The sequence below is a fragment of the Halomonas sp. McD50-4 genome (genome assembly GCF_022348135.1).
GTDB lineage: Bacteria > Pseudomonadota > Gammaproteobacteria > Pseudomonadales > Halomonadaceae > Vreelandella > Vreelandella piezotolerans.
The window spans coordinates 136,256-157,525 of sequence record NZ_JAKRFG010000004.1; the positions used below are offsets into that span (position 1 = coordinate 136,256).

Consider the following 21,270-nt stretch of genomic DNA (forward strand, 5'->3'; position numbering starts at 1 on the left):
CGTTCCTAGGCATCGGGAGCGTCAATGGACGTCTCTTCAGTGATTAGGCGACGCTCGCGGGGGTCGCGCACGGCGTTGACGACCCTCGCCGACTCACCCTGGATCACGCGCTCGTGCAGCATGGGGATCGCCGCATCGGTGCGCAAAATGGCGGCTTCTGCGTCGATGATCGCCCGGCGACGCGCATCGCCGGTGGGCAATTGTGCGGCTTTCTCCAGCGCTTCGTCGACGGCCGGGTCGCATAGCTGGGCGATATTGAAGGAGCCGGCGCAGGAAAAGTCGCTAAACATATAGGCGACGGGGTCGCCGGAGTCGAGCACGGTGGCACGTGACAGAATAAAGGCATCAAACGCACCGGCAAGGGCATCCGCTTCGATATGAGCATACTCGCGCACCTCTTGGGTGACGTTGAACCCTGCCTGGGTGAGCTGTTGTTCGAGCAGAACGGCCACCTCGGGAAGTTCGGCGCGATCGGTGAAGGTGGCCAGGGTGATGTCAATGCCGTCGACCGCCACGGGGGGCGTGCGGTTCTCGACCGACGCACGGTAGTCGCTGGCCCAGGCCAGCGCAGGGCCCAAAAGTCCCTCGGCGATATCGGCGCGCCCCTCGTAGACAGTACTCACAATCGACGAGCGGTCGATGGCGTCACGCACGGTGGCTCTTACGCCAGGGTCGCTCATTGGGCCTGATTCGGTATTCAGATAGAGCGTATTGGTACGGGGCATGGGCACTTCGTGAACCAGCGTGGGGTCGAGTAGTGCTACTTGAGACACTGGAATCGCTTCCACGACGTCGGCTGAGCCGGTGCGAAGGGCCGCTGCTCGCGCGGTGCCATCAGGCACGTAGTCGGCGTCGATCCCCGCCACGCTGGCCGGTGTGCCCCAGTAATCATCGAAACGATCGAGCCGGGCGCTGGTGGTGCCATTGATCTCTTTCAACACGAAGGGACCGGTACCGGCATCGATCGGGTTGACCCGTCCATCGTCACCGTAGGCACTGGCGGCAAGAATCGCTAGCTGTGGGCTGGAGAGGCGATTGGGTATTAGCGGGTCAACCGTTTCCGTGCGCACGATAATGGCATTATCGCCCTCCACCTCGATGCTCAAATTCACCCCATCAAGAATACGCGGCTTCGGCGCGGCCTGGGTGGCGGCGGTCAGGGAGCGCGCGACATCTTCTGCAGTAAGCGGAGTGCCGTCATGAAACGTCACGCCGTCGCGAATCACAAATCGCCAGGTACGCTCATCGAGCTGCGTCCATTCGGTGGCCAGAAAGGGCTGCGGGTCGCTGTTGGCATCCAGGCGAATGAGGGTTTCTGCCGTGCTCCAGCGAGACAGCTTGAAGGCATCGTCGGAAAGAGGCGTCAAGCCCGAGCGAGGCGGTTGCAACATGGCCACGCTGATGCGCGCGTCGTCGGCCTCGGTAGACTCGGGTGACGCATCAAAACAGCCGGCCAGTAGCAGCGGTGCAGCGAGGGCGGCGAGCAGCGTCTGGGGCAAAGGGCGAGCGAACATCGTTATGACTCCTGGTCATCGTAGAGTAAGTAAAAAGGGGGATATCGAGACTGGCTGGCCAATGAGCAGCGTGTTCATTGCATGGCAAAGCAATTACATCGGGGCATCGACCGTGGCGGCATTGCAGCCTGGCAGCGCACACGACGGTCGTTGTGAGAGTGCGTCGATCAGCGCACGCGTTGCCGGGTGAGTGGGCGCGCGCCACAGAGACGAGGTGGGGCGGTCTTCGACGATTTCGCCATCGTTCATGACTAACGTGCGCGCGCATAGCTGCGTCACGACCGATAAGTCGTGGGAGACCATGAGCAAGCCAGTGCCACACTCGTCGCAGAGGGTTTTCAGTACGCTGATCACTTGAGCGCGCACTGGTAAATCGAGGCCGCTCAACGGCTCATCCGCCAATAGGAAGCGCGGACGAGTGGCCACGGCGCGGGCAATGGCGACGCGCTGTGCTTGGCCGCCGGAGAGTTCGTTCGGCTTGCGATCCAAAAACGGCGCGCCCAGGCCAACGTACTCCAGTGCTTCACGGGCCCGCTCGTTGGGGTCACACGCCACGTGCAGCCGAATCAGCGGCTCGCTAACCAGGTCGCGAACGCGCATGCGCGGGTCCAGGGACGAGGCTGGGTCTTGGGGGATGTACTGTACGGTGCGACGATACCAGCGTAGCTGCGCCGTGGATCCTGGGCGCACGTTGCGCTCTAGGCAGGTGATCGAGCCGCTGTCGGGGGCTTCCATGGCCAGCAGTGCGCGCAGCAGCGTGGACTTGCCAGAACCCGAGACGCCCACCAAACCGATCCGTTCGCCATCATGAAGCGTCAGGTCGATATCGTTCATGACCTTCTTGTAGACGCCTTTGCGCCAGGGCAGGGGGCGGGAGAGCGCCACGCGCTTGTTGAGTCCCTGCGCCGTCAGAAACGCTGTTTGAGGAGAGGGCAAGCGTGCCATCTAGGCGCTCTTCAACAAATAAGGGGGCATCGTAGGGTCCGGAGTGGCTCTTTGGGACGAAACGGCGGAGGGCTCGATGCCGTGGGCGGCCGCTACCAACGATTGGGTAAAAGGGTGTTGGGGCATGGTCATGAGCGTTCCAAGTTCACCGCTTTCGATGACGCGGCCATGTTCAATGACGATCGCCCGCTGGCAGAGTTGGGTGGCCGCGTGGAGATCGTGAGTGATAAACAACATCGCGCTTCCTGACCGTTCGGTCTGTGCGTGCAGCGCGTCCAGTACCTGGGCTTGGGTGACCACGTCCAGCGCGGTGGTGGGTTCGTCGGCGACCAGGAGCGATGTTTTACAGGCCATGGCCAGCGCGATACCTACCCGCTGTCGCTGGCCACCGGAAAGCTCGGCCGGGCTGCGCTTCATCAGCCCTTCCGGATCAGGCAAGTGGAGTGACGCTAGCAGCGCGGCGGCTGCTTGAGTAGCCGCCCGTCGCGACAGCTTATGGTGTTGAATAAAGGGCTCACGCAGTTGGGCGCCTATGGAAACCAGGGGATTCAGCGCCGAAAGTGAGTCTTGAAACACCATCGAAATGCGACTCTCGTTCCGTCGCTGGGCGGCGGGCAGGTCGATGATGTCTCGACCGTGAAGAAGAATCCTGCCCGTTACTCGAGTGTGTGGCGGCAATAGACCCAGCACGGCCTTGGCCGTTAGTGATTTACCCGAGCCGGATGCTCCCAGCAGGCAGACACGTTCGCCGGGCATGACCTCGAAGGAGAGATCATCCACGAGAGTGTGTTGGCCGAGTGTGATTCGTAAATGGCGGACGGAGAGTACCGGGTCGCTGCGCATGGGCCGCCTCTCTGACGAAACGAAAACAAACAATAATCGTTATGATATAACGTTTATTGTTAGGTCAGCAATACGTTCAGTCTCTCCCTGTCCGTGCGATACGACCCGCAGGTATAAAATAGGTATAAAAAAGCGCTGACATATCAGCGCTTAACGTGATGGGTGGCCATGGCCGCCCGGTGGTCATCGATTATTTCGCGGCGTTGGAGGCCAAGTTATCGGGTGTGTCGAAGCGGGCAGCCGGTTCATCCACGGCAAATGTGGCGCGGCTCAGGCGGCGTACCCGTTTCATAAACAGCGCGATACAGACCAGCGTGCCAAGTGCGGCGACGATATAGCTGGTTTGCAGCGGCAGATTAAAGCCAATCGGTGCATAGGCCAGGTAAGTGAAGGTTGCCATGGTCATGAAGACTGCCGGGATGGACGTGATCAGGTACGGCTTACGCGAGAGCACAAGGTACATGGTGCCCGTCCAGAGCGCGATCACGGCGGTGGTTTGGTTGGCCCAAGAGAAGTAGCGCCATAGCAGCGTAAAGTCCATATGTGTCAACGCGTAGGACGCCACGAACAGCGGCAGCGCAATCACGATGCGCTTGACGATGGGCTTCTGCTCTACCTTCAAATAATCGGCAATGATCATGCGCGCGCTGCGAAACGCCGTATCACCCGACGTGATGGGCAGCACGATGACACCCAATACGGCCAGCGTGCCGCCCACGGCGCCTAGCATGGTGGTCGAAACTTCGCTGACCACAGCGGCCGGGCCGCCTGCCGCCAACACGTCAGACAACGACTGCTCGCCCTGGAAAAGACTCATGGCGGCCGCCGCCCAAATCATGGCAATCACGCCTTCGGCAATCATCATGCCGTAAAAAATCTTACGCCCGTTGGTTTCATTTTCAGTGGTGCGCGAAATGATCGGCGTTTGGGTGGCGTGGAAGCCCGACAGCGCGCCGCAGGAAATGGTCAAGAACAGCAGTGGGAAGATCGGTGCGCTATCCGGGTGCATGTTCTGGAATGACAGCTCAGGGATCGGCGCGCCCGTGACGACCAAGCCAATGCCGATGCCTGCGGCGCTAAACAGCAAAAGTGCTCCGAGGTAGGGATAAATACGCCCAATGACTTTATCGATGGGCAGTAGCGTTGCGATCAGGTAGTAAGCAAAAATCGCCAGGATGATCAGTGTCAGCGATAGCGATGTCATGTTGGCCAACAGCGCCGCAGGCGACGTGACGAACACGGTGCCCACCAACAGCAGTAACAAGATCGCAAAGCCGTTGACCACGTGCTTCATCGTTTTGCCCAGGAACTTACCCGCCAGTTGGGGAAGGTGAGCACCGTGGTTGCGAATGGAGATCATGCCGGTCAGGTAGTCGTGAACCGCACCTGCGAAAATGCAGCCAATCACGATCCATACAAACGCCACCGGGCCATAGAGCGCCCCCAGGATAGGGCCGAAAATGGGGCCTACCCCGGCAATGTTCAGCAGCTGAATGAGCGAGTTGCGCGTGGTATTCATCGGTACATAGTCGATGTCGTCGCGCATACTGAACGCCGGTGTTTGACGCTTACGATCGGCGACAAACACGCGCTCGACGAACTTGCCGTAGGTAAAGTAACCCACGACTAATAGCACTATCGAGAGAATGAACGTAATCATAAAAAGCACTCAACTGGTCAGGGAGGGTGTCAAGCGAACGGCTAGGCAGCAAGCCACGCTTATTTAGCCGGGGTGAATGTACAGAGACGTGTCGATAAGTGCTTTACGACTTTAGTGGTCTGCGACGTTAGTCGCTGATACACAAAACAAAATGGGCAGCCACAAGGCTGCCCAGTGCCAAACGTGGCCTTGATCGAGCGTTAAGAAGAGATCACGCCGCAAGCCATGCGTGCGCCGCCGCCGCCGAGATGAGGCTCATCTGCGTAGGTGTCGCCCCCGGCGTGAATCATCAGGCTGCGCCCAGGCATGTCTTCCATGCTCAAGCGCGGGGCCAGCACCGGCAGGTTGGCTTCACCGTCGTCATTTACCGTCAGCACGGGCAGGTCGCCCAAGTGGCCGTCACCGTAGGGGCCTTGGTGGGTGCCCGTCTCTTCAGGATCATAGTGGCCACCGGCCGATAGCGCGGCGGTCATTTCGCCGCTGTCGTTTTCAGCGGGTTCACAGCTGGCATTTTGGTGAACGTGAAAGCCATGAACGCCCGGTTCCAAATCGGTCAGCGAAGGCGTCAGCAGAACGCCGTGCTCGGTATGCTCGATGGCCACCGTGCCGATGGACTCCTCCACTCCGTCGGCGCTGACCTTATGCATCTCGACATCCAACGACTCGTTGGCGTGAGCCGCCGTGGCCAATAGCATACTCGCCGCGATACCGGTGAGGGGTAGTAGATAGCGCATCTTGGTTGCTCCTTTCCTTGTCCATGGAAGCCCTGCTCCAGGGCACTCTTTCAAGGTAGCTGCCTGCTGCCTCCCCTGCCAGAACGATGCGAGCCCTCGGTTGCGCTCGTGACCTAAGGGCTCAGCCACACGACAAGGAGAGCATGGGCGCGCTAGCGCAGCGTTACGTTCGCCCCAGCGGATGACATAAGCGCCCTAAGTCGCGACAATAGCCAGCGACGACATACCCCTATTGCCGTGTTCTCGGCCTACGTTGCGAGGAGACCCATGCAGCCACTCACCATCCTCTATCAGGATGAGCATCTTGTAGCGGTGCATAAGCCGTCCGGCCTATTAGTGCACCGCTCAGCTCTGGCGCGTGGAGAAACCGAGTTTCTGCTCCAGCGCCTGCGCGACCAGCTGGCCAAGCGGGTTTACCCAGTACATCGGCTGGATCGGCCGACCTCCGGCGTCATGGTGTTTGGCCTCTCCTCCGAGGCCGCCGCCCTGCTCAGCGAGGGCTTTAGCGAACGCCAGGTGGAGAAGCGCTACCTCGCGGTAGTACGCGGTAAAGCACCTGAGCAGGAGCGGCTGGACTACCCGCTCAGGGAGGAGGACGGCACGCGCCCCAAGGCGGAGATGCCTGCCATGCCCGCGATGACCGATATTCGCCGCTTGGATAGCGTCGAGCTGCCGGTACAGGTAGACCGCTACCCCGTCGCGCGCTACTCGTTAGTAGAAGCGCGGCCGCTGACCGGGCGGCGCCACCAAATACGCCGCCACTTATCTCGCCGTGGCTACCCGATCATTGGCGACGCCAAGCACGGTAAAAGTGTCCACAATCGCTTTTTTGCCGAGCAGCTGGCTGCCCCTCGGCTGCTGCTCGCCGCCACCTATTTAGCGTTCGATCATCCGCTGTTGGGTAAGCGTATTCAGCTCAGCTGCGCCGTGGATGAGACGATGAAACATCTGTTCGAGCAGTTTGGCTGGCAGGGGCACTTGCCTTTGGATAGCGTGCGCACGCCGCCTATCGCCACGCCTTCTGCCCTGCAAGCACTGTGAGCCTGCCCATGTCATTGAATGAATCCACGACGTCTTCCAGCGATTATGACTTCCGCTTTGGCGGTATTCGCCGTCTCTACGGCCAGCGTGCGACGCAGGCATTTCGCCGTGCCCATGTGGTGGTAGTTGGTGTCGGTGGTGTGGGTAGTTGGACGGTCGAGGCGCTAGCCCGCTCGGGCATCGGCAAGCTCACGCTGATCGATTTGGACGACGTGTGTGTTTCCAATGTCAACCGCCAGCTACACGCGCTGGATGACACCATTGGCCAGCCCAAAGTCGACGTGCTGGCCGAGCGCTGCCGCCTGATTGCCCCCGAGATCGAGATCGTGGCGAATTCCGCCTTCGTCACGCCCACCAATCTGGCCGAACGCATTCCCGACGATGCCGACCACGTGGTGGATGCCATCGACAGCGTGATCGCCAAGGCAGCGCTGATCGCCTGGTGTAAGCGGCGCAAAATCCCGATTACCGTCACCGGCGCAGCGGGTGGGCAGACCGACCCCACGCGCATTCAAGTGGCGGACTTGACCCGCACCGAGCACGACCCGCTGCTCTCCAAAGTGCGCTCGCGGCTGCGCCGGGATTACGGCTTCTCTCGCAACCCCAAGCGGCGTTTCTCGGTGGAGTGCGTCTATTCCGACGAGCAGCTGATCTACCCCAGTGCCGACGGCGAAGTGTGCCTGCAAAAGCCCGGCAGCTGCGATGCCACACGGCTGGACTGCGCCTCCGGCTTTGGCGCGGCGACGTTTCTCACCGGCACCTTTGGCTTCGTGGCCGCCTCCAAAGTGCTGGAGCGCCTTGCCAAAAAAGCGAATCAGCCCGCCGCCGCACAAGCCATCCAAGAGGAAAACGAATGACCACTCCCGTTCCCGGCATTTATCGCCACTACAAAGGCAGCCTGTACGAAGTGATGGGCACCGCCCAGCACAGCGAAAGCGAAGAACCGCTGGTGGTCTACCGCGCCCTCTACGGCGACTACGGCCTCTGGGTGCGCCCGCTGGCGATGTTCACGGAGAGCGTGACGAGAGAGGGGAGCACCCAGCCACGCTTTGCGTTGGAGAAGGCGTTTTAAGGACACACCACCCGGCCCGCGAGTGGTGTGCAGGTGTAGGTCAAGGAAGCGCGGCCGAACTGAGTTTCAAGTGCAGCAGCTCGGCGGCGCTTTTGCCTGCTACCGCGCCCAGCACCACGGCGCTCAGCAGCCCGTTGCCGGAAAGGTAGCCGCTGTCGTTGGAGCCCGACACTCCGCGCGCCGCGCCGCCTGCGGCAAACAGGTTGGGCAGCGCTTGGCCCTGGGTATCGAGCACGCGGGCCTTGCGGTTCACTTCCAGGCCGCCCTGGGTATGGAACAGCGCTCCGGTGACGCGGATGGCGTAGTAGGGGGCTTTTAGCAGGTTGGCGGGCTCGAAGCGTCGGCCAAATGCATCGACCGTTTGCTGCTCGGCATGCTGCTGCATCTGAGTGAAGGTGGCTCGCAGTGCGCCGAGGGGGAGCTTCAAGCTGGTGGCCATCTCTTCTAGGGTTGAGAAGCTGCGTACCGCGCCGCTCTCCTCGGCATTACGGTAATCTTCGAATGCCTGCGCAGACTCATGAATGCGCGCGTCATACAGGTTCCAGGCCACTTGCTCCGGCTGCGCCAGCACCTTGGCGGCCTGCTCGGAGTAGCCGCCGTGTTCGTTGGAGAAGCGCTCGCCCTTGATGTTGACCTGGATGCCCCCTTGCATCATCAGCGCCCAACTGATCAGCGTTTGGTGCGGCGTGGCGAGGGAACCATGGCCTTGGCAGGCGCCTAAGTCTTTGGTGCTGGCGCCCATTGCTTGGCCCCACAGCAAGGCATCGCCCTGGTTGCCTTCGTGGCCGTAATACAGTGCGTGTTTCAGCGTCGGTAGATAGCGCTCGACCAGCTCAGGGTTACCGCCGTAGCCGTTGCAAGCCAGAATCAGCGCATCGCAGCCAATGCTTTCCCGGCTGCCGTCTGGGCGCTGGAGCGTGACGCCGCGTACGCGCTGGGTGCTATCCACATGCAAATCCACGACCTGAGCCTGGGTTAGAATATCGATACCCGCCTCCTCAGCAGCGTTAAGCAGCGCGCCCATCAACTCTTCCCCGGTGCGCCGCGGCGTGGCGTGCATGCGCAGGTGGCGGTGGCCAGGGTAAAGAAAGCCTTCCACCAGCTCGAAAGGTACGCCGTGCCGGTCTGCCAGCCACTCGATGGTGGGGCCGGATTGGTTGGCCAGCAGGTCGACGATGGCCGGGTCCGCCTCGAAGCCGTTCTTCTTTTGAATATCCTCTGCCATGGCCTCGGCAGAGTCCGTGACGCCTAGCTCATGCTGAAAGCGCGTATTGGCGGCAGGAATAAACCCCGACGACATCGCTGTGCTGCCACGGGGCAGAGCATCGCGCTCCAGCACCGCAAGCTCGATACCCGCTTCCTGTGCTGCCAGGGCGGCCACCAGCCCGCAGGCACCCGCACCGATGATCAGCAGCGGCAGGTGGGCATCGAAACCACCGGGTGAATAAGGAAGTATCGCCATTATGCTTGCTCCGCCGCTTGGTGGAAGGCGTCCAGAATCTCGCCCGCCGGGGCTTGCCATACGTCGGCATGCCCGCTGATGTGTGCCAGCACCTCTTCCAGGCAGGCAATACGGTGAGGCTGGCCCACCAGCCAGGGGTGTAGGTTCAGCGCAAACAGCCGCCCGCCCTGTTCGCGGGACTCTTCCAGCAGGAAATCAAACGCGTCTTTTACCTGTGTCACCCACGAATCTTCCGAGTGCAGGTTCTGGCTCATCACGAACTGATCTTCAATCTCGGTGGCCAGCGGCATCATGGTCAATTTGCCGGTGCTGGTGTCGCACGCATAAGGCAGGTCGTCATTCACCCAGTCGGCGCAGTACTCAATGCCATTTTCTGCCAGCAGGTCCAGGGTGTTGAAGCTCTGGTGCTTGGCGGGGCTGAGCCAGCCGCGAACGGGTTGGTCGGTTACGCGTCGCAGGGTATCGACGGAGCGCTTGACCAGCTCGGCCTCTTCTTCGAGGGGCTGGCCGCCGTAGTGCAGGTGGTCCATGTTCCAGCCGTGGGCAATGAACTCGCCGCCGTGCTCTTTCAAGCGCTGCACCAGATAGGGGGTCTGCTCCGCCAACTGGGCGTTGATCGCAAAGGTCGGTGTGATATCGTGCGCGGCCAGCGCTTTGAGAACACGATAGATACCCACGCGGTTGCCGTAATCCCGCAGCGAGAAGTGGCGCAGGTCCGGGTAGGGCATGGTCATGCCGTTGGGTACCTTGAACGGCACGCCGCGCTGGTTGAGCGGGTAGAACTGCAGCGAGACATTGATCCATACCGCCAGCGTTTTGCCCCCGGGCCAGGTCACCGGTGGGCGTTCACTCAGCATCGACCACGCATAGCGCTCATGGTCGTAGCCGTGGCGGCGGTAAGGGTAGTCGAGATAGTCGTCATTGAGCGCCATAGCGTTATCCCTGTTTGCCTGCGGTGGCGGCCTGGGCCGCGATACTGTCGAGGGCGGAATCGTAATAGTGGGCCAAGTAGTAATCGGCAATCTCGCGGCCCGTGGCGACCCACACATCCGGGTGGCCGGTGATGTACTCCAGTGCCTCTTCAAACGCCTTGATTCGGTGGGGGCAGCTCACTTGGTAATTGTGAGTGGGAATGCACATCACCGTGCCGGACTCTGCGCCCTCCAGGTACAGGCGGTCAAAGTGGCGCTTGAGCATGGTGGCGTACTGGCGCGGCTCCACTTTGTTCACCGCGTAGACGATGGTGTCGTTCATCTCCAGCGAGTAGGGCATCGAGATGAACCGCTTGCCTGAACGCACGCTGACCGGCGTGGGTTGGTCGTCGTGGAACAGGTCGCAGGTGTAAACACCGCCTTGCTCGCCGAATAGCTCCTCGCCCACTTCGGCAAACAGGTCCAGCGTGCGTTCCGAATGGGAGAGCGCAGGGGCCAGATAGCCCGCGCAGGCTTGGCCGGTATGGCGGTGAATGGTTTCCATGCTGTCGCGGATCATCGCGCGCTCTTGGTCTTCGCTAAGGCCGTAGGTGTAGCGGGTGTTGTAAATGCCGTGGCTGAAGAACTCCCAGTCGCGCTCTTTGCACATCTGGATGATCTCGGGGTGGTGCTCGCAAAGCGCCGTCGATAGCGACACCGAGCCGCGAATGCCGTACTTGTCCAGCAGGGCCATTTGGCGCTGGTGGCCCACCCGGTTGCCGTAGTCGCGAATGCTGTAGCCGGGCACCGACGGGTGGGGGTGCGGCCACGGCTTGCGGCTCGGGTTCTGCGGCGGGTCGATCTCATAATACTCGATATTGGGGGCCACCCAGAAGGCTACCTTCGCGCCGCCGGGCCAGGTGATTTTCGGGCGCTGGTCGTAGGCCCAGTAGTCGTAAACGCCAAGGGACTCTTTCATCGTGGGCTCCTCGCCTTATGCATCGCCCTCGAGCCACGCCAGCACGTCAGCCACGGGCATGACATCGGCGTACTTGAGGTGCAGGTCGGTCAGGTTGGCGTAGTGGTAGCTCTCGTGCTTGTCGGCCACGCACTCCATGGGCACGATGGTGCGATAGCCGCGGGACAGGCTCTCCACGGCGGTGGCGCGGATGCAGCCGGAGGTGGAGCCACCGGTGATGATCACCGTATCGACCTGGTGCCATACCAGCAGCGATTGCAGCGGCGTTTCGAAAAATGCTGAAGGCATGCGCTTGGTGTAAATCACATCGCGGCTGCGGTCGATCTCGCAGCGCTCGTCGAACTCGGCGCGTTCGGAGCCGTATTTGATATTCTGCAGCGAGTCGGGAGTATCGGTGCGGGTGCCCCATACGCCTGCATCTTCAGCAGAATCCAGAAAAGCGACGTGAGTCCAGACCACCGGCCAGCCCTTCTCCCGAAAGCCACGCGCCAACTGGTTGGTGTACTCCAGCTGTTTGGGGTCGGTTTCATAGGCGGTTTTAAAGAGATCGGTGCGGGTGTAGGCCTTCTGTGGATCCACGTTGACCAGCACGGCTTTCTTACCGAAGCCAAAGGGCACCCGCTGGGGGTTGGCCATGACCTCGTGAAAGATCTCTTTTGCGGTTTTGTCGGTGGTCTGCATCGTCGTCTCCTGGATGTGCTTATTGGTATCTTTAAATAAGAGGCACGCGTTGATAAGCGAGCGTTAGCGATTGTCGTACTGCTCGCCAAGCTCGAGCATCGCCTGGGTGCCCAGATAGTCGTTGAGCTGTTTGAAATCGAGCATCTGGTCACGGAAAGCATCGGTGGTGCCGTCCTCTTTAAGCGTGGCAAAGAAGCGGCTGGCCATATGGGTAATCGCCCGCACCAGTGCGCCGGGAAAGATCACCAGCGAAAAGCCCAGCGCTTCTAGGGCCTTGGCGTTTTGCAGCGGCGTGTCGCCGCCTTCGACCATATTGGCCATGATCGGCACCTTGCCTTTGAACTGCGCCATGATCTTGCCGATGTCTTCGTCGCTACGAATGCCTTCGATGAACAGCATGTCGACGCCCGCTTCATAGTAGGCCTGGGCGCGCTCGATGGCGCTGTCGGTGCCTTCGACACCCAGTGCATCGGTACGGCCGATGATCAGCGTACGGTCGCTTTCCCGAGCGTCCAATGCGGCATGCAATTTGCCGACCATTTCGCCCTTGGATACCAGCGTTTTGCCGCGCAGGTGCCCGCAGCGCTTCGGGTAGGTCTGGTCTTCCAGCTGAATGGCATTGGCACCCGCGCGCTCCAGCAGGCGCACGCTGCGCATCACGTTCATGGCGTTGCCGAAGCCGGTGTCGCAATCCACCACGACGGAAAGATTCGTGCGTTCGCGGATATGCGACATGGCGGTGCAAATTTCGGTAATGCTGAGCAGGCCAATGTCCGGGCGGCCCAGCTGGGTGTAGGCCAAGCTGGCACCGGACAGGTAGACGGTATCGAAGCCTGCTTGCTCGGCAAGCGATGCGCCGAGGGCATCGAAAACGCCGGGCGCCACGACGATCCTTCTGTCGTTCACGTGCTGTTTCAGTTGGGCTGGCTGGTGCGCCAGGGGAGAGGAGGCCTGGTGGAAAGCCTGATGGGAAGTAGTGTGTTGGCGTGTCATAGCGGTCTCGTCATGTGGGGAGCGGGTTGCACCAGCGCCAGGTCGTTCCAGACATCCTGGCGGGTAATCAGTCCATCGGTTAATTCGAAGCGGTCAATGAAGCGCACGCTGTCGCTGGTGCTGCCGTCCAACCACTCGACGGCCAGCTCGCCGTGGCAAACGACGATGCTCTGGCGAGGCGTCAAACAGTGGTTCACGGCGTGAAAGGTTTTACTGACGCGGCGGTAGCGCTGTCGGGCCCACCCCACCACGTCGTCGAGCTGATGCATGGCGTGCGCCCCCGGAAACTGCATGACGACATGCTCGGCCAGACAGCGCTGGGCACGCGGTAAATCGCGTGCTTCCATGGCTTCCAGAAACGCCAGCACCTGCTGTACGTCATGGGGGTGAACATCGAGGCATTGCGTATTCTTCACGGCGCATTACTCTTGTTGATATGGCCAATGCGGTATGCTGATACGGTGTTTTATATGTATTATATTTAATACATTTTTATGTCTATTGTTGTTCTCGCGTCAAGCCTGACGCGAATATTTTTTTGATGCATACCCTGGAGGGGCGTGAATGAGTGATGCACAGTCCTCGGCGGTGGGTGGGACCAAATCGCACCGGATATACCTTTTGCTGAAAGACGCCATTCTCAGCGGCAGACTGCCCGCCGACAGCAAGCTGCCGGGCGAAAACAAGCTGGCCGAGCAGCACGGCGTTTCCCGTGTGACCGTCCGTCGCGCCATGGAGGCGCTGCAGTCCGCTGGGTTGGTGGCTCGCAAGGCAGGGGTGGGCACCGTGGTGCTGGAGCAGCCGCTGGATGCCACGGTGATGACGGCCAGCGTCTCCAACCTGATGCCCAACATGGTCAAGATGAGCCAGGCGTCTCAGGTACGCCTGCTGGAGTTTGCCTACATTCCTCCTCCGGAGATGATTCGCGAGCGGCTGGGCATGGCCAAGGGCGGCAAGGTGCAGCGTTCGGTGCGGGTGCGGATGATCGATGGCAAACCGTTTTCCCATCTGGTCACCCACGTGCCAGAGGCCATCGCGCTGCACTACAACGAGATGGATCTGGCCAATACACCGCTGTTCGTCCTGCTGGAGCGCAGCGGCGTGAAGGTAGACCACGCGTCGCAATCCATTTCGGCCACTCTGGCGAGCCATGACGTGGCCCAGGCGCTGGATGTCACCGTAGGCTCACCGCTGATCTCGCTGACCCGCGTGGTGTTCGATGAGCAGGGGCGCGGAGTAGAGCACTTGGAGGCTCTGTATCGGCCCGATCGCTATCGGATCCAGATCGATCTCGAGCGTAACGGTGATGATGATGCGCGGTACTGGGAGCCTCGTATGGGGGGCGGGCCGACGCAGAGCGAGGTATGAGGAGGTCATTTTTCTCTGTTTTTAATGTATTAAATTTAATACAGATTTAAAAATTCAAAAAATACATTTGACCTGTGCAGGATAACTGCGCTAGTTGTATTGGGGTAACAATGACAAGCCTGGCAAGGCGCACTGAGGACACGAGTGACGACAATGAGCTCCCCCAAGACGCTATTCGACAAGGTGTGGCAAGCCCACGAAGTGCATCGCAGCGATAGCGGCCAAAGCCTGCTGTGGGTAGACCGTCACTTTGTCCATGAAGGGTCGTTCCATGCCTTCAACAAGTTGAGTGAACGGCAGCTGCCCGTTGCGCGATCCGATCTGACCTTTGGTATTGCCGACCACTACGTGCCGACCCAGGCGCGAGACCTTGCCGATGTCGCCGACGCCAAAGTGCGCTCGATGATCGAACAGCTCTCACAGAATACCCAGCAGCATGGCGTAACGTTGTTTGGCCTGGACGATCCACGGCAGGGCATCGTGCATGTATTGGGCCCTGAGCAGGGCCTCACTCAGCCCGGCATGGTGATGGTGTGCGGCGACAGCCATACCGCTACCCACGGAGCGTTCGGCAGCATTGCCTTTGGCATTGGCGCGTCAGAAGTGGCCCATGTACTGGCCACTCAAACCCTATGGCAGAGCAAGCCCAAGGTGATGCGTATTACGGTTGATGGCCAACTGGCGGAAGGGATCACCGCCAAGGATATCGCCCTGACCTGGATTGCCAAACTGGGCGCCGACGGCGCTCGCGGCTATGCCATCGAGTACGCGGGCGAGGCGATTCGGGGACTCTCCATGGAAGCACGGCTGACGCTGTGCAACCTCTCCATCGAAGGGGGCGGGCGCTGCGGTATGATCGCCCCGGATCAAACGACGTTCGACTACCTACGCGGGCGCCCCTGGTGCCCGAAGGGCGAGGCTTTCGAGCAGGCCTGTGCACACTGGGCGACGCTGTGCAGCGACCCTGACGCCGCCTTCGATCTGGAAGTGACGCTGCACGCCGATGAGATTGCGCCCACGGTGACCTGGGGCGTCTCGCCGGAAGAGGCGCTGCCTATCGATCAACACGTGCCCGATCCTGTGCAATTGGATGATCCGGCCAAAGCGCGCCAGGCCCAAGATAGCTTGGCCTATATGGGACTGTCGGCAGGGCAAAAGCTCACCGACATCACCATCGACCGCGTCTTCATCGGTTCCTGCACCAATGCCCGGATCGAAGATTTGCGTGCCGCCGCCGCCGTGCTGGCTGGCCGCAAAAGCCGCGTGCCCGGTATGGTATCCCCCGGCTCGACGCTGGTGAAAACGCAAGCGGAAGCGGAGGGCTTGGACCGTATCTTCATCGAGGCGGGACTGGAGTGGCGCCACTCCGGCTGTTCCATGTGTGTGGGCATGAACGGTGACTTGGTGGCCAGCGGCGAACGCTGTGCGTCGACTACCAACCGTAACTTCAAAGGACGCCAAGGCCCGGGCGCGCGTACCCATTTGATGTCGCCCGCCATGGTCGCCGCGGCGGCCATCAGCGGGCGGCTGACTGACGTACGCCAGCTTGCTTCCTCCTCACCCCGCGCCTCTGGAGAGCCATCATGAAACCCATCACCATCCTGGATACCCTGGGGGTGGCGTTACCCGCCGCGAACGTCGATACCGACCAGTTGATTCCTGCCCGTTTCATGAAGGAGCCACGCAGCGTGGGGTACGGGCAGTTTCTACTGTATGACGTGCGCCATGATGAACAGGGCCAGCAAGTGCCGAACGTCATGCTCAATCACCCCATGGCGAGCCAGGCGGAAGTCATGGTCAGTCGACGCAACTTTGGCGCCGGCTCTTCCCGCGAGGCGGCTGTCTATGCGCTGGTGGACGATGGTTTTCGCTGCGTCGTGGCGCCGAGCTTTGGCGATATCTTCGCGTCCAACGCCGTCAACAATGGCTTGCTGCCCGCCGTCGTAACGGAAGAGGTCGCCGAACAGCTGTTGCAGGCCCTGGCCGAGGCGCCTGCGCCTATCGTGGTGGATTTGGAAGCGCAGCAGATTCGCGTCGGCGAGCTGAACGTACCCTTTAGTGTCTCTGCCGTGTGGCGCACCAAGCTGCTGAACGGTTGGGACGATATCGATATGACTCGCCAGCATCTTGAAAAGATCGATGCGTTCGCCGCGGATTACGAACAGCAGTTCCCATGGGTAGCGCCGGCGCCGCCCAGTGCCGAGATCATCAGCAGAGGATAACATTGCCCCGGGTCAAGCTGCCGTCAGAGCAGCCACCCCGCGCCTAACATGACGGACCGATAACAACACGACGCACGCTTGCAACAATGGTTTTAGGCAGTAGATCAACACAATAACCGCTACAACAGATCACCTTGTGCAGGAGACACACATGAAAAAAGTAACCCTTACGTTGGGCATGCTCACGGCGCTGGCCTCGACCCATGCCTTGGCAGTGGACCAAATCAACGCCGTCCACGCCTTTCCTCCCTCCTTGATTTACACCCAAAGCTTTTTGGAATTTGTAGATAAAGTGAATGAGCGCGGTGAAGGCGTGGTGCAGATCAACGTGCGTGGCGGCCCCGAGGTCATCGGGCTTTCCGAGCAGCCGGACGCAGTGCGCAATGGCGTGGTGGACATGGCCTACACCGCCGCCAGTTTCTATGCCGGCACGGTGCCCGAGCGGGATGCCATGGTCGCGTCCAATACCAATGCCATTTATGCCCGTGAGAATGGCGGTATCGACCTTCTCAACCAGATCCACCAGGAAAAAATGGGGACTTATTACTTGGGCTGGTTCGACAGCGGGGTCAGCTACAACCTTTACACCATTGACGAGCCGAGCCTGGACGAAGAGGGCAACCTCAGTATTTCGGGGCTGCGCCTGCGCAGTAACCCCGTTTACGACGCCTTCTTTCAGGACTATTTAAAAGCGCAGCCGATTAGCCTGCCGACGACCGACGTTTACGCGGCCCTGGAGCGCAGCGTGGTCAATGCCACCGGCTGGACGCAGATCGGCCTGAAGGATCTCAACTGGGATCGTTTCCTCAACTACCGGGTCGATCCTGCCTTCTTCTCCACGGACATGGGCGTGATCGTCAACCTGAGCAAGTGGAACCAACTCAGCGAAGAGTCCCAGCAAATCTTGCAGGAGGTCGCCATCGAGCACGAGCGTGAGAGCGCCGAACAATTGGCGGCGCTGGCCGATGAGCAGCAGGCACAGTTGGAAGCCGATGGCATGCAGGTCGTTACCTTGGAAGGCGAAGCGGCTCAGCGTTTCTCCGATGCTGCCCGAGATGCGACCTGGGAGCGCATGCGTCGCCAGATGGAGCGTCACCCGATGGGCCTCGAGCACTACGATACGCTGATCGAAAAATTCAACGATCTATAACACCTAGGGGGCGCCGAGCCATCGCGCGCCCCATGTTGTGGCTATTTTCCAGGGTGTCTTATGCGCTACGCACAACGCGGCTATCTGCTGCTGCTTAACGGCATGGCTCTGCTCGCCGCCATCATGCTTGTCTGGCTGATGGTGGCCGTGGTGCTCTCGGTGGTCATTCGTAACTTAGGGCTCCAGCCGTCGGCTTGGTTCTTTCTGTCGACCGAGTACGCCATGTTCTACCTCACGCTCTTGGGGGCGCCGTGGCTGGTACGCCAAAAAGGGCACGTTCACATCGAATTGCTTACCTCGGTGCTGCCGCCGGCCGTGCTAAATGTGCTCAGCAGGGGCGTGTCACTGCTGTGCGTCGTGGTGTGCGGTGTGTTGGCGTGGAAGGGGTTGGACTTGGTCATGATGAATATAGAGCGTAACGATTATGACGTACGCGCCTTTTTCGTGCCTAAGTGGATATTGACGGTTGTATTTCCTATCAGTTTTACGTTGATGGCAATCGAGTTTGGCCGCTTTGTCGTGGGTCAAGACATTCTTCATAGTGGCGAAGCGGGGATTAAAGAATAATGGAATGGTACTTTGCGCTCGCCTTTTTACTCTCGCTCATTCTGCTTTTTATGGCGATTGGCACCCCTATCGCCCTAGCCTTTTTAGCCGCTAACGTCATTGGTGCATGGCACTTCATGGGGGGGCAAGCGGGCATCCTACAGATGCTCAATAACGGGTTTGGTGCACTGTCGAGTTTCAACCTAGTGCCCATACCGCTGTTCTTGTTAATGGGGGAGCTGTTTTTCCGAACCGGTTTGGGCATGAAAATGTTCAATGCCGTCGATCAACTCATGGGTAAAGTGCCGGGGCGTTTATCGTACGTCACGGTCGTGGGCGGTACGGCATTCTCCACGTTAAGCGGCTCTTCCATGGGCTCTACGGCGTTGATGGGATCGTTACTGGTGCCTGAAATGCAGCGCCGTGGCTATAAAAAGAAAATGGCCATTGGCCCGATCCTGGGAACCGGTGGTTTAGCGATCATTATTCCACCCTCCGCGCTTGCGGTACTGTTAGCGACATTGGCAAAAGTGGATATCGGCGCTTTGCTGATTGCCGGTATCCTGCCGGGACTAACGCTGGCAGGCTTCTACATTGCTACTATTTTCATTCAAACGACGTTGGATCCGCTAGCGGCGCCGAACTACGAACTCGAACCGGTGCCGATGGCGGCGAAGCTGAAGCTGATCGTGACTGACATCCTGCCCATGCTCAGTGTCATGGTCATTATCGTTGCGTTAATGCTGATTGGTTTTGCCACTCCGTCTGAAGCCGCTGCGTTTGGCGCGTTGGGCGTCATCATCCTGGCGTTCATCTTCCGCTGCATGACATGGGAAGCGTTCAAACTCTCCGTGACCGGCGCTTTGAAAGTCACGCTGATGGCCTACCTGATCGTGTTCGGCTCGGCCACGTTCAGCCAGCTGCTCGGCTTCTCGGGAGCCTCGGGGGGACTGATTGCCTGGGCGACCGGCTTCGACCTATCGCCTCTGCTGATGTTGTTGGCAATGTTTGCGGTGCTTCTGGTACTGGGCACGTTCATGGAGCAGATTTCCATCATGATGCTGACCGTGCCGATTTTCTTCCCGTTGGCGCAGGCGCTGGGATTCGATCTGGTGTGGTTTGGCGTCGTAGTCTTGCTGGCGCTGGAGATCAGTTTCTCGACGCCTCCTTTGGGTCTACTGCTGTTCGTTATGAAGGGTGTGGCGCCCGCAGGGACGACCATGCGCGAAATCTACTCGGCGGCGATCCCCTACATTCTCTGTTCGATGCTGCTGGTGGCCGTACTGGTCGTGTTTCCGGGGCTGGCGACCTGGCTACCCAGCCTGCTGCAGTGAACGATATCAGGGGAGCGTAAGATCATCGCAAAAGAGAGGCGGCTGCCTCTCTTTTGTTTTGGGGAACGCTTGGTGGGCGGCGTGCGTTTATTCCCAGGCAGGGAAGGGGTCCGGGAGCTGCTTCCACGCTTCCATGCCTTCCAGCAACTCTGCTTCGCTCAGCAGGCACTCATCCAGCGCAGCACGCATGCGGGATTGATCCATGTTCTGACCAATGAACACTAGCTCCTGGCGCATGTCGCCAAATGGCTCTTGCCATTTCTCCAGAATGAACTGGCGGTATTCCGGGTCTTCCGGCCAGTTGGCTTCCGGGATGGCCTTCCAGAACACCCCGGCAGGGCCGTGATGGGCAATGCCGCCTGCCTGGCTCCACTGGCCCGCGTAGCGGGGGCGAGTAGCCAGCCAGAAAAAGCCTTTGGAGCGCAGCAGGCCCTTGCCGAACCACTCGGCATTCAGCAGGTCGTGAAATTTTTGCGGGTGGAAGGGGCGGCGGGCGTGGTAGGCGAAGCTGCCAATGCCGTACTCTTCGGTTTCCGGTACGTGCTCTCCGCGCATCTCTTTGAGCCAGCCGGGCGCCTGCTGGGCGCGCTCGAAATCGAACTTGCCGGTATCCAGCACCTTGTCCAGCGGGACACCGCCCTGGGTGATGGGCACCAGCTCGGCCTCCGGGTTGAGCGAGCGTAGAATCGCTTTCAATGACGCCAGTTCAGTCTCACTGATCAAGTCCGTCTTGCTGATCAGCAGCACATCGCAAAACTCGATCTGATCTACCAGCAGGTCGGCAACGTTGCGCTCATCGTCCTCGCCCAGGCTTTCTCCCGCCTCGGCCAGGCTCTGCGCTTCCTGATACAGGGCCAGGAAGTTGGCACCATCGACCACGGTGACCAGCGTGTCCAGTCTTGCGACCTGGGAAAGGCTTTGGCCGCTTTCGTCTTCGAAGGTAAAGGTTTCTGCCACGGGCAGCGGCTCGGAGATGCCCGTGGACTCGATGACCAGGTAATCGAACTTCCCTTCACGGGCCAGTTGGCTCACCTCCACCAGCAGATCCTCGCGTAAGGTGCAGCAAATACAGCCATTGCTCATCTCGACGAGGCGCTCTTCCGAGCGATTCAAGGCGACGTCGCTATCCAGCGTCGGCTCGCCAGGCCCGCCACGCACCAGTGCACCATCGATATTGACCTCGCTCATGTCGTTGACGATCACCGCAACACGTCGGCCCTCGCGATTGGCGAGAATATGATTGAGCACGGTGGTTTTACCGGCACCCAGGAAGCCTGAAAGCACGGTCACGGGCAGGGGAGAAAATGCAGACACGGATAGGTCCTCTCACTTTTATATGTTATGTGATAATATAACACTTAGTGGCGGCTGAACATATCCTGTCATGGCGACATGAACGTGGGCGGCACGGCGACTTTGCCAGTGAAATGAGAGGCATTAGGCAGCGGTGAGAAGAAAAGCTTAGCGCTTGTATTGAGTAGGGCAGTAGCCACGCATGACATCGGGCGAACGCAGGGCTCGGTGCTTGGTCGTGCGGCCCGTGACCCGCTTGCGCCATAGGCGGAATGAACTTGGCTTCATCTGGTGACGCATCACCTCGATCACATCGGATTCGTCCAATCCAAAGAGCCGCTCGATGGCTTCGAAAGGTGTGCGGTCTTCCCAGGCCATTTCGATGACGCGTGATTGTTCATCCTCAGGTAGGCAGCGAAAGCGTTTGACCGCCGCTTTAGGCATGGCGCGTCCTCGTCGGTGACATGAAGCAGGACAGTCATGCTATGTCGGTTTATGTGCAAAATCTATACATTGATATTT

Annotated in this window: 22 protein-coding genes; 9 read left to right on the forward strand and 13 right to left on the reverse strand. The window is 60.0% G+C overall.

Annotated features, from left to right (window positions below):
• Positions 1–5: 5 nt before the first annotated feature.
• The 5 genes from MHM85_RS06655 to sodC form a co-directional block, all read right to left on the reverse strand.
• The gene (locus MHM85_RS06655) at positions 6–1,514 is read right to left on the reverse strand and encodes an ABC transporter substrate-binding protein (protein WP_219862754.1); all 1,509 of its coding nucleotides are present in this window, start codon (positions 1,512–1,514) and stop codon (positions 6–8) included.
• Between the two features lie 93 nt (positions 1,515–1,607).
• Positions 1,608–2,459 carry a dipeptide/oligopeptide/nickel ABC transporter ATP-binding protein gene (locus tag MHM85_RS06660; RefSeq protein ID WP_219862756.1) on the reverse strand — a complete coding sequence of 284 codons (852 nt, stop codon included), beginning with the start codon at positions 2,457–2,459 and terminating at the stop codon, positions 1,608–1,610.
• The gene (locus MHM85_RS06665) at positions 2,460–3,302 is read right to left on the reverse strand and encodes an ABC transporter ATP-binding protein (RefSeq protein ID WP_139528366.1); all 843 of its coding nucleotides are present in this window, start codon (positions 3,300–3,302) and stop codon (positions 2,460–2,462) included. It abuts the gene before it with no gap.
• Between the two features lie 190 nt (positions 3,303–3,492).
• Positions 3,493–4,962, reverse strand: coding sequence for a carbon starvation protein A (locus tag MHM85_RS06670; protein WP_239285329.1), 1,470 nt, complete (start codon positions 4,960–4,962; stop codon positions 3,493–3,495).
• Positions 4,963–5,162: 200 nt separating this feature from the next.
• The gene (gene sodC, locus MHM85_RS06675) at positions 5,163–5,696 is read right to left on the reverse strand and encodes a superoxide dismutase family protein (protein ID WP_139528368.1); all 534 of its coding nucleotides are present in this window, start codon (positions 5,694–5,696) and stop codon (positions 5,163–5,165) included.
• Between the two features lie 267 nt (positions 5,697–5,963).
• Between sodC and MHM85_RS06680 the strand changes: the two genes are divergently transcribed.
• Genes MHM85_RS06680 through MHM85_RS06690 form a run of 3 tightly spaced genes read left to right on the forward strand, consistent with a single transcriptional unit; the run spans position 5,964 to position 7,809 of the window.
• Positions 5,964–6,737, forward strand: a complete 774-nt coding sequence (locus MHM85_RS06680; RefSeq protein WP_219862760.1) for a pseudouridine synthase — start codon at positions 5,964–5,966, stop codon at positions 6,735–6,737.
• Positions 6,738–6,745: 8 nt separating this feature from the next.
• A complete protein-coding gene (gene tcdA, locus MHM85_RS06685; protein ID WP_239285327.1) occupies positions 6,746–7,594 on the forward strand; it encodes a tRNA cyclic N6-threonylcarbamoyladenosine(37) synthase TcdA in 849 nt (282 codons plus the stop codon).
• A complete protein-coding gene (locus MHM85_RS06690; protein WP_219862765.1) occupies positions 7,591–7,809 on the forward strand; it encodes a DUF1653 domain-containing protein in 219 nt (72 codons plus the stop codon). Before tcdA ends, MHM85_RS06690 begins: the two co-directional genes overlap by 4 nt.
• Positions 7,810–7,849: 40 nt before the next feature.
• Here the strand turns inward: MHM85_RS06690 and MHM85_RS06695 are convergent, their stop codons facing one another.
• The 6 genes from MHM85_RS06695 to MHM85_RS06720 form a co-directional block, all read right to left on the reverse strand.
• Entirely contained in the window at positions 7,850–9,271 is a 1,422-nt protein-coding gene (locus MHM85_RS06695) for an FAD-dependent oxidoreductase (RefSeq protein WP_219862767.1), read from the reverse strand.
• Positions 9,271–10,203, reverse strand: a complete 933-nt coding sequence (locus MHM85_RS06700; RefSeq protein WP_219862769.1) for a polysaccharide deacetylase family protein — start codon at positions 10,201–10,203, stop codon at positions 9,271–9,273. Before MHM85_RS06700 ends, MHM85_RS06695 begins: the two co-directional genes overlap by 1 nt.
• 4 nt (positions 10,204–10,207) lie before the next feature.
• Positions 10,208–11,161, reverse strand: coding sequence for a polysaccharide deacetylase family protein (locus MHM85_RS06705; protein WP_219862771.1), 954 nt, complete (start codon positions 11,159–11,161; stop codon positions 10,208–10,210).
• A gap of 15 nt (positions 11,162–11,176) precedes the next feature.
• Positions 11,177–11,842, reverse strand: coding sequence for an isochorismatase family protein (locus MHM85_RS06710; protein ID WP_039180438.1), 666 nt, complete (start codon positions 11,840–11,842; stop codon positions 11,177–11,179).
• Positions 11,843–11,905: 63 nt separating this feature from the next.
• A complete protein-coding gene (locus tag MHM85_RS06715; RefSeq protein WP_219862773.1) occupies positions 11,906–12,835 on the reverse strand; it encodes an oxaloacetate decarboxylase in 930 nt (309 codons plus the stop codon).
• Complete coding sequence (locus MHM85_RS06720) at positions 12,832–13,251, reverse strand: nuclear transport factor 2 family protein (protein ID WP_219862775.1); 420 nt, start codon at positions 13,249–13,251, stop codon at positions 12,832–12,834. Before MHM85_RS06720 ends, MHM85_RS06715 begins: the two co-directional genes overlap by 4 nt.
• Positions 13,252–13,399: 148 nt before the next feature.
• Between MHM85_RS06720 and MHM85_RS06725 the strand changes: the two genes are divergently transcribed.
• From MHM85_RS06725 to MHM85_RS06750, 6 genes are all read left to right on the forward strand, one after another.
• Complete coding sequence (locus tag MHM85_RS06725; protein ID WP_219862777.1) at positions 13,400–14,203, forward strand: GntR family transcriptional regulator; 804 nt, start codon at positions 13,400–13,402, stop codon at positions 14,201–14,203.
• Positions 14,204–14,356: 153 nt separating this feature from the next.
• Complete coding sequence (gene leuC / locus MHM85_RS06730) at positions 14,357–15,790, forward strand: 3-isopropylmalate dehydratase large subunit (RefSeq protein ID WP_219862780.1); 1,434 nt, start codon at positions 14,357–14,359, stop codon at positions 15,788–15,790.
• Positions 15,787–16,425, forward strand: coding sequence for a 3-isopropylmalate dehydratase small subunit (gene leuD, locus MHM85_RS06735; RefSeq protein WP_219862782.1), 639 nt, complete (start codon positions 15,787–15,789; stop codon positions 16,423–16,425). The genes leuC and leuD overlap by 4 nt, the downstream gene beginning before the upstream one ends.
• A gap of 151 nt (positions 16,426–16,576) precedes the next feature.
• The gene (dctP, locus tag MHM85_RS06740) at positions 16,577–17,575 is read left to right on the forward strand and encodes a TRAP transporter substrate-binding protein DctP (protein ID WP_139528381.1); all 999 of its coding nucleotides are present in this window, start codon (positions 16,577–16,579) and stop codon (positions 17,573–17,575) included.
• Positions 17,576–17,635: 60 nt separating this feature from the next.
• On the forward strand, positions 17,636–18,142 hold the full coding sequence (locus MHM85_RS06745) for a TRAP transporter small permease (protein WP_139528382.1): 507 nt from the start codon (positions 17,636–17,638) through the stop codon (positions 18,140–18,142).
• Positions 18,142–19,455, forward strand: coding sequence for a TRAP transporter large permease (locus tag MHM85_RS06750; RefSeq protein WP_139528383.1), 1,314 nt, complete (start codon positions 18,142–18,144; stop codon positions 19,453–19,455). Before MHM85_RS06745 ends, MHM85_RS06750 begins: the two co-directional genes overlap by 1 nt.
• Positions 19,456–19,542: 87 nt before the next feature.
• Here MHM85_RS06750 and zigA read toward each other — a convergent pair whose 3' ends face one another.
• The gene (zigA, locus tag MHM85_RS06755; RefSeq protein ID WP_219862785.1) at positions 19,543–20,769 is read right to left on the reverse strand and encodes a zinc metallochaperone GTPase ZigA; all 1,227 of its coding nucleotides are present in this window, start codon (positions 20,767–20,769) and stop codon (positions 19,543–19,545) included.
• A 147-nt stretch (positions 20,770–20,916) separates the two neighbouring features.
• Positions 20,917–21,192 carry a TIGR03643 family protein gene (locus MHM85_RS06760; protein WP_153843488.1) on the reverse strand — a complete coding sequence of 92 codons (276 nt, stop codon included), beginning with the start codon at positions 21,190–21,192 and terminating at the stop codon, positions 20,917–20,919.
• Between the last annotated feature and the right edge of the window lie 78 nt (positions 21,193–21,270).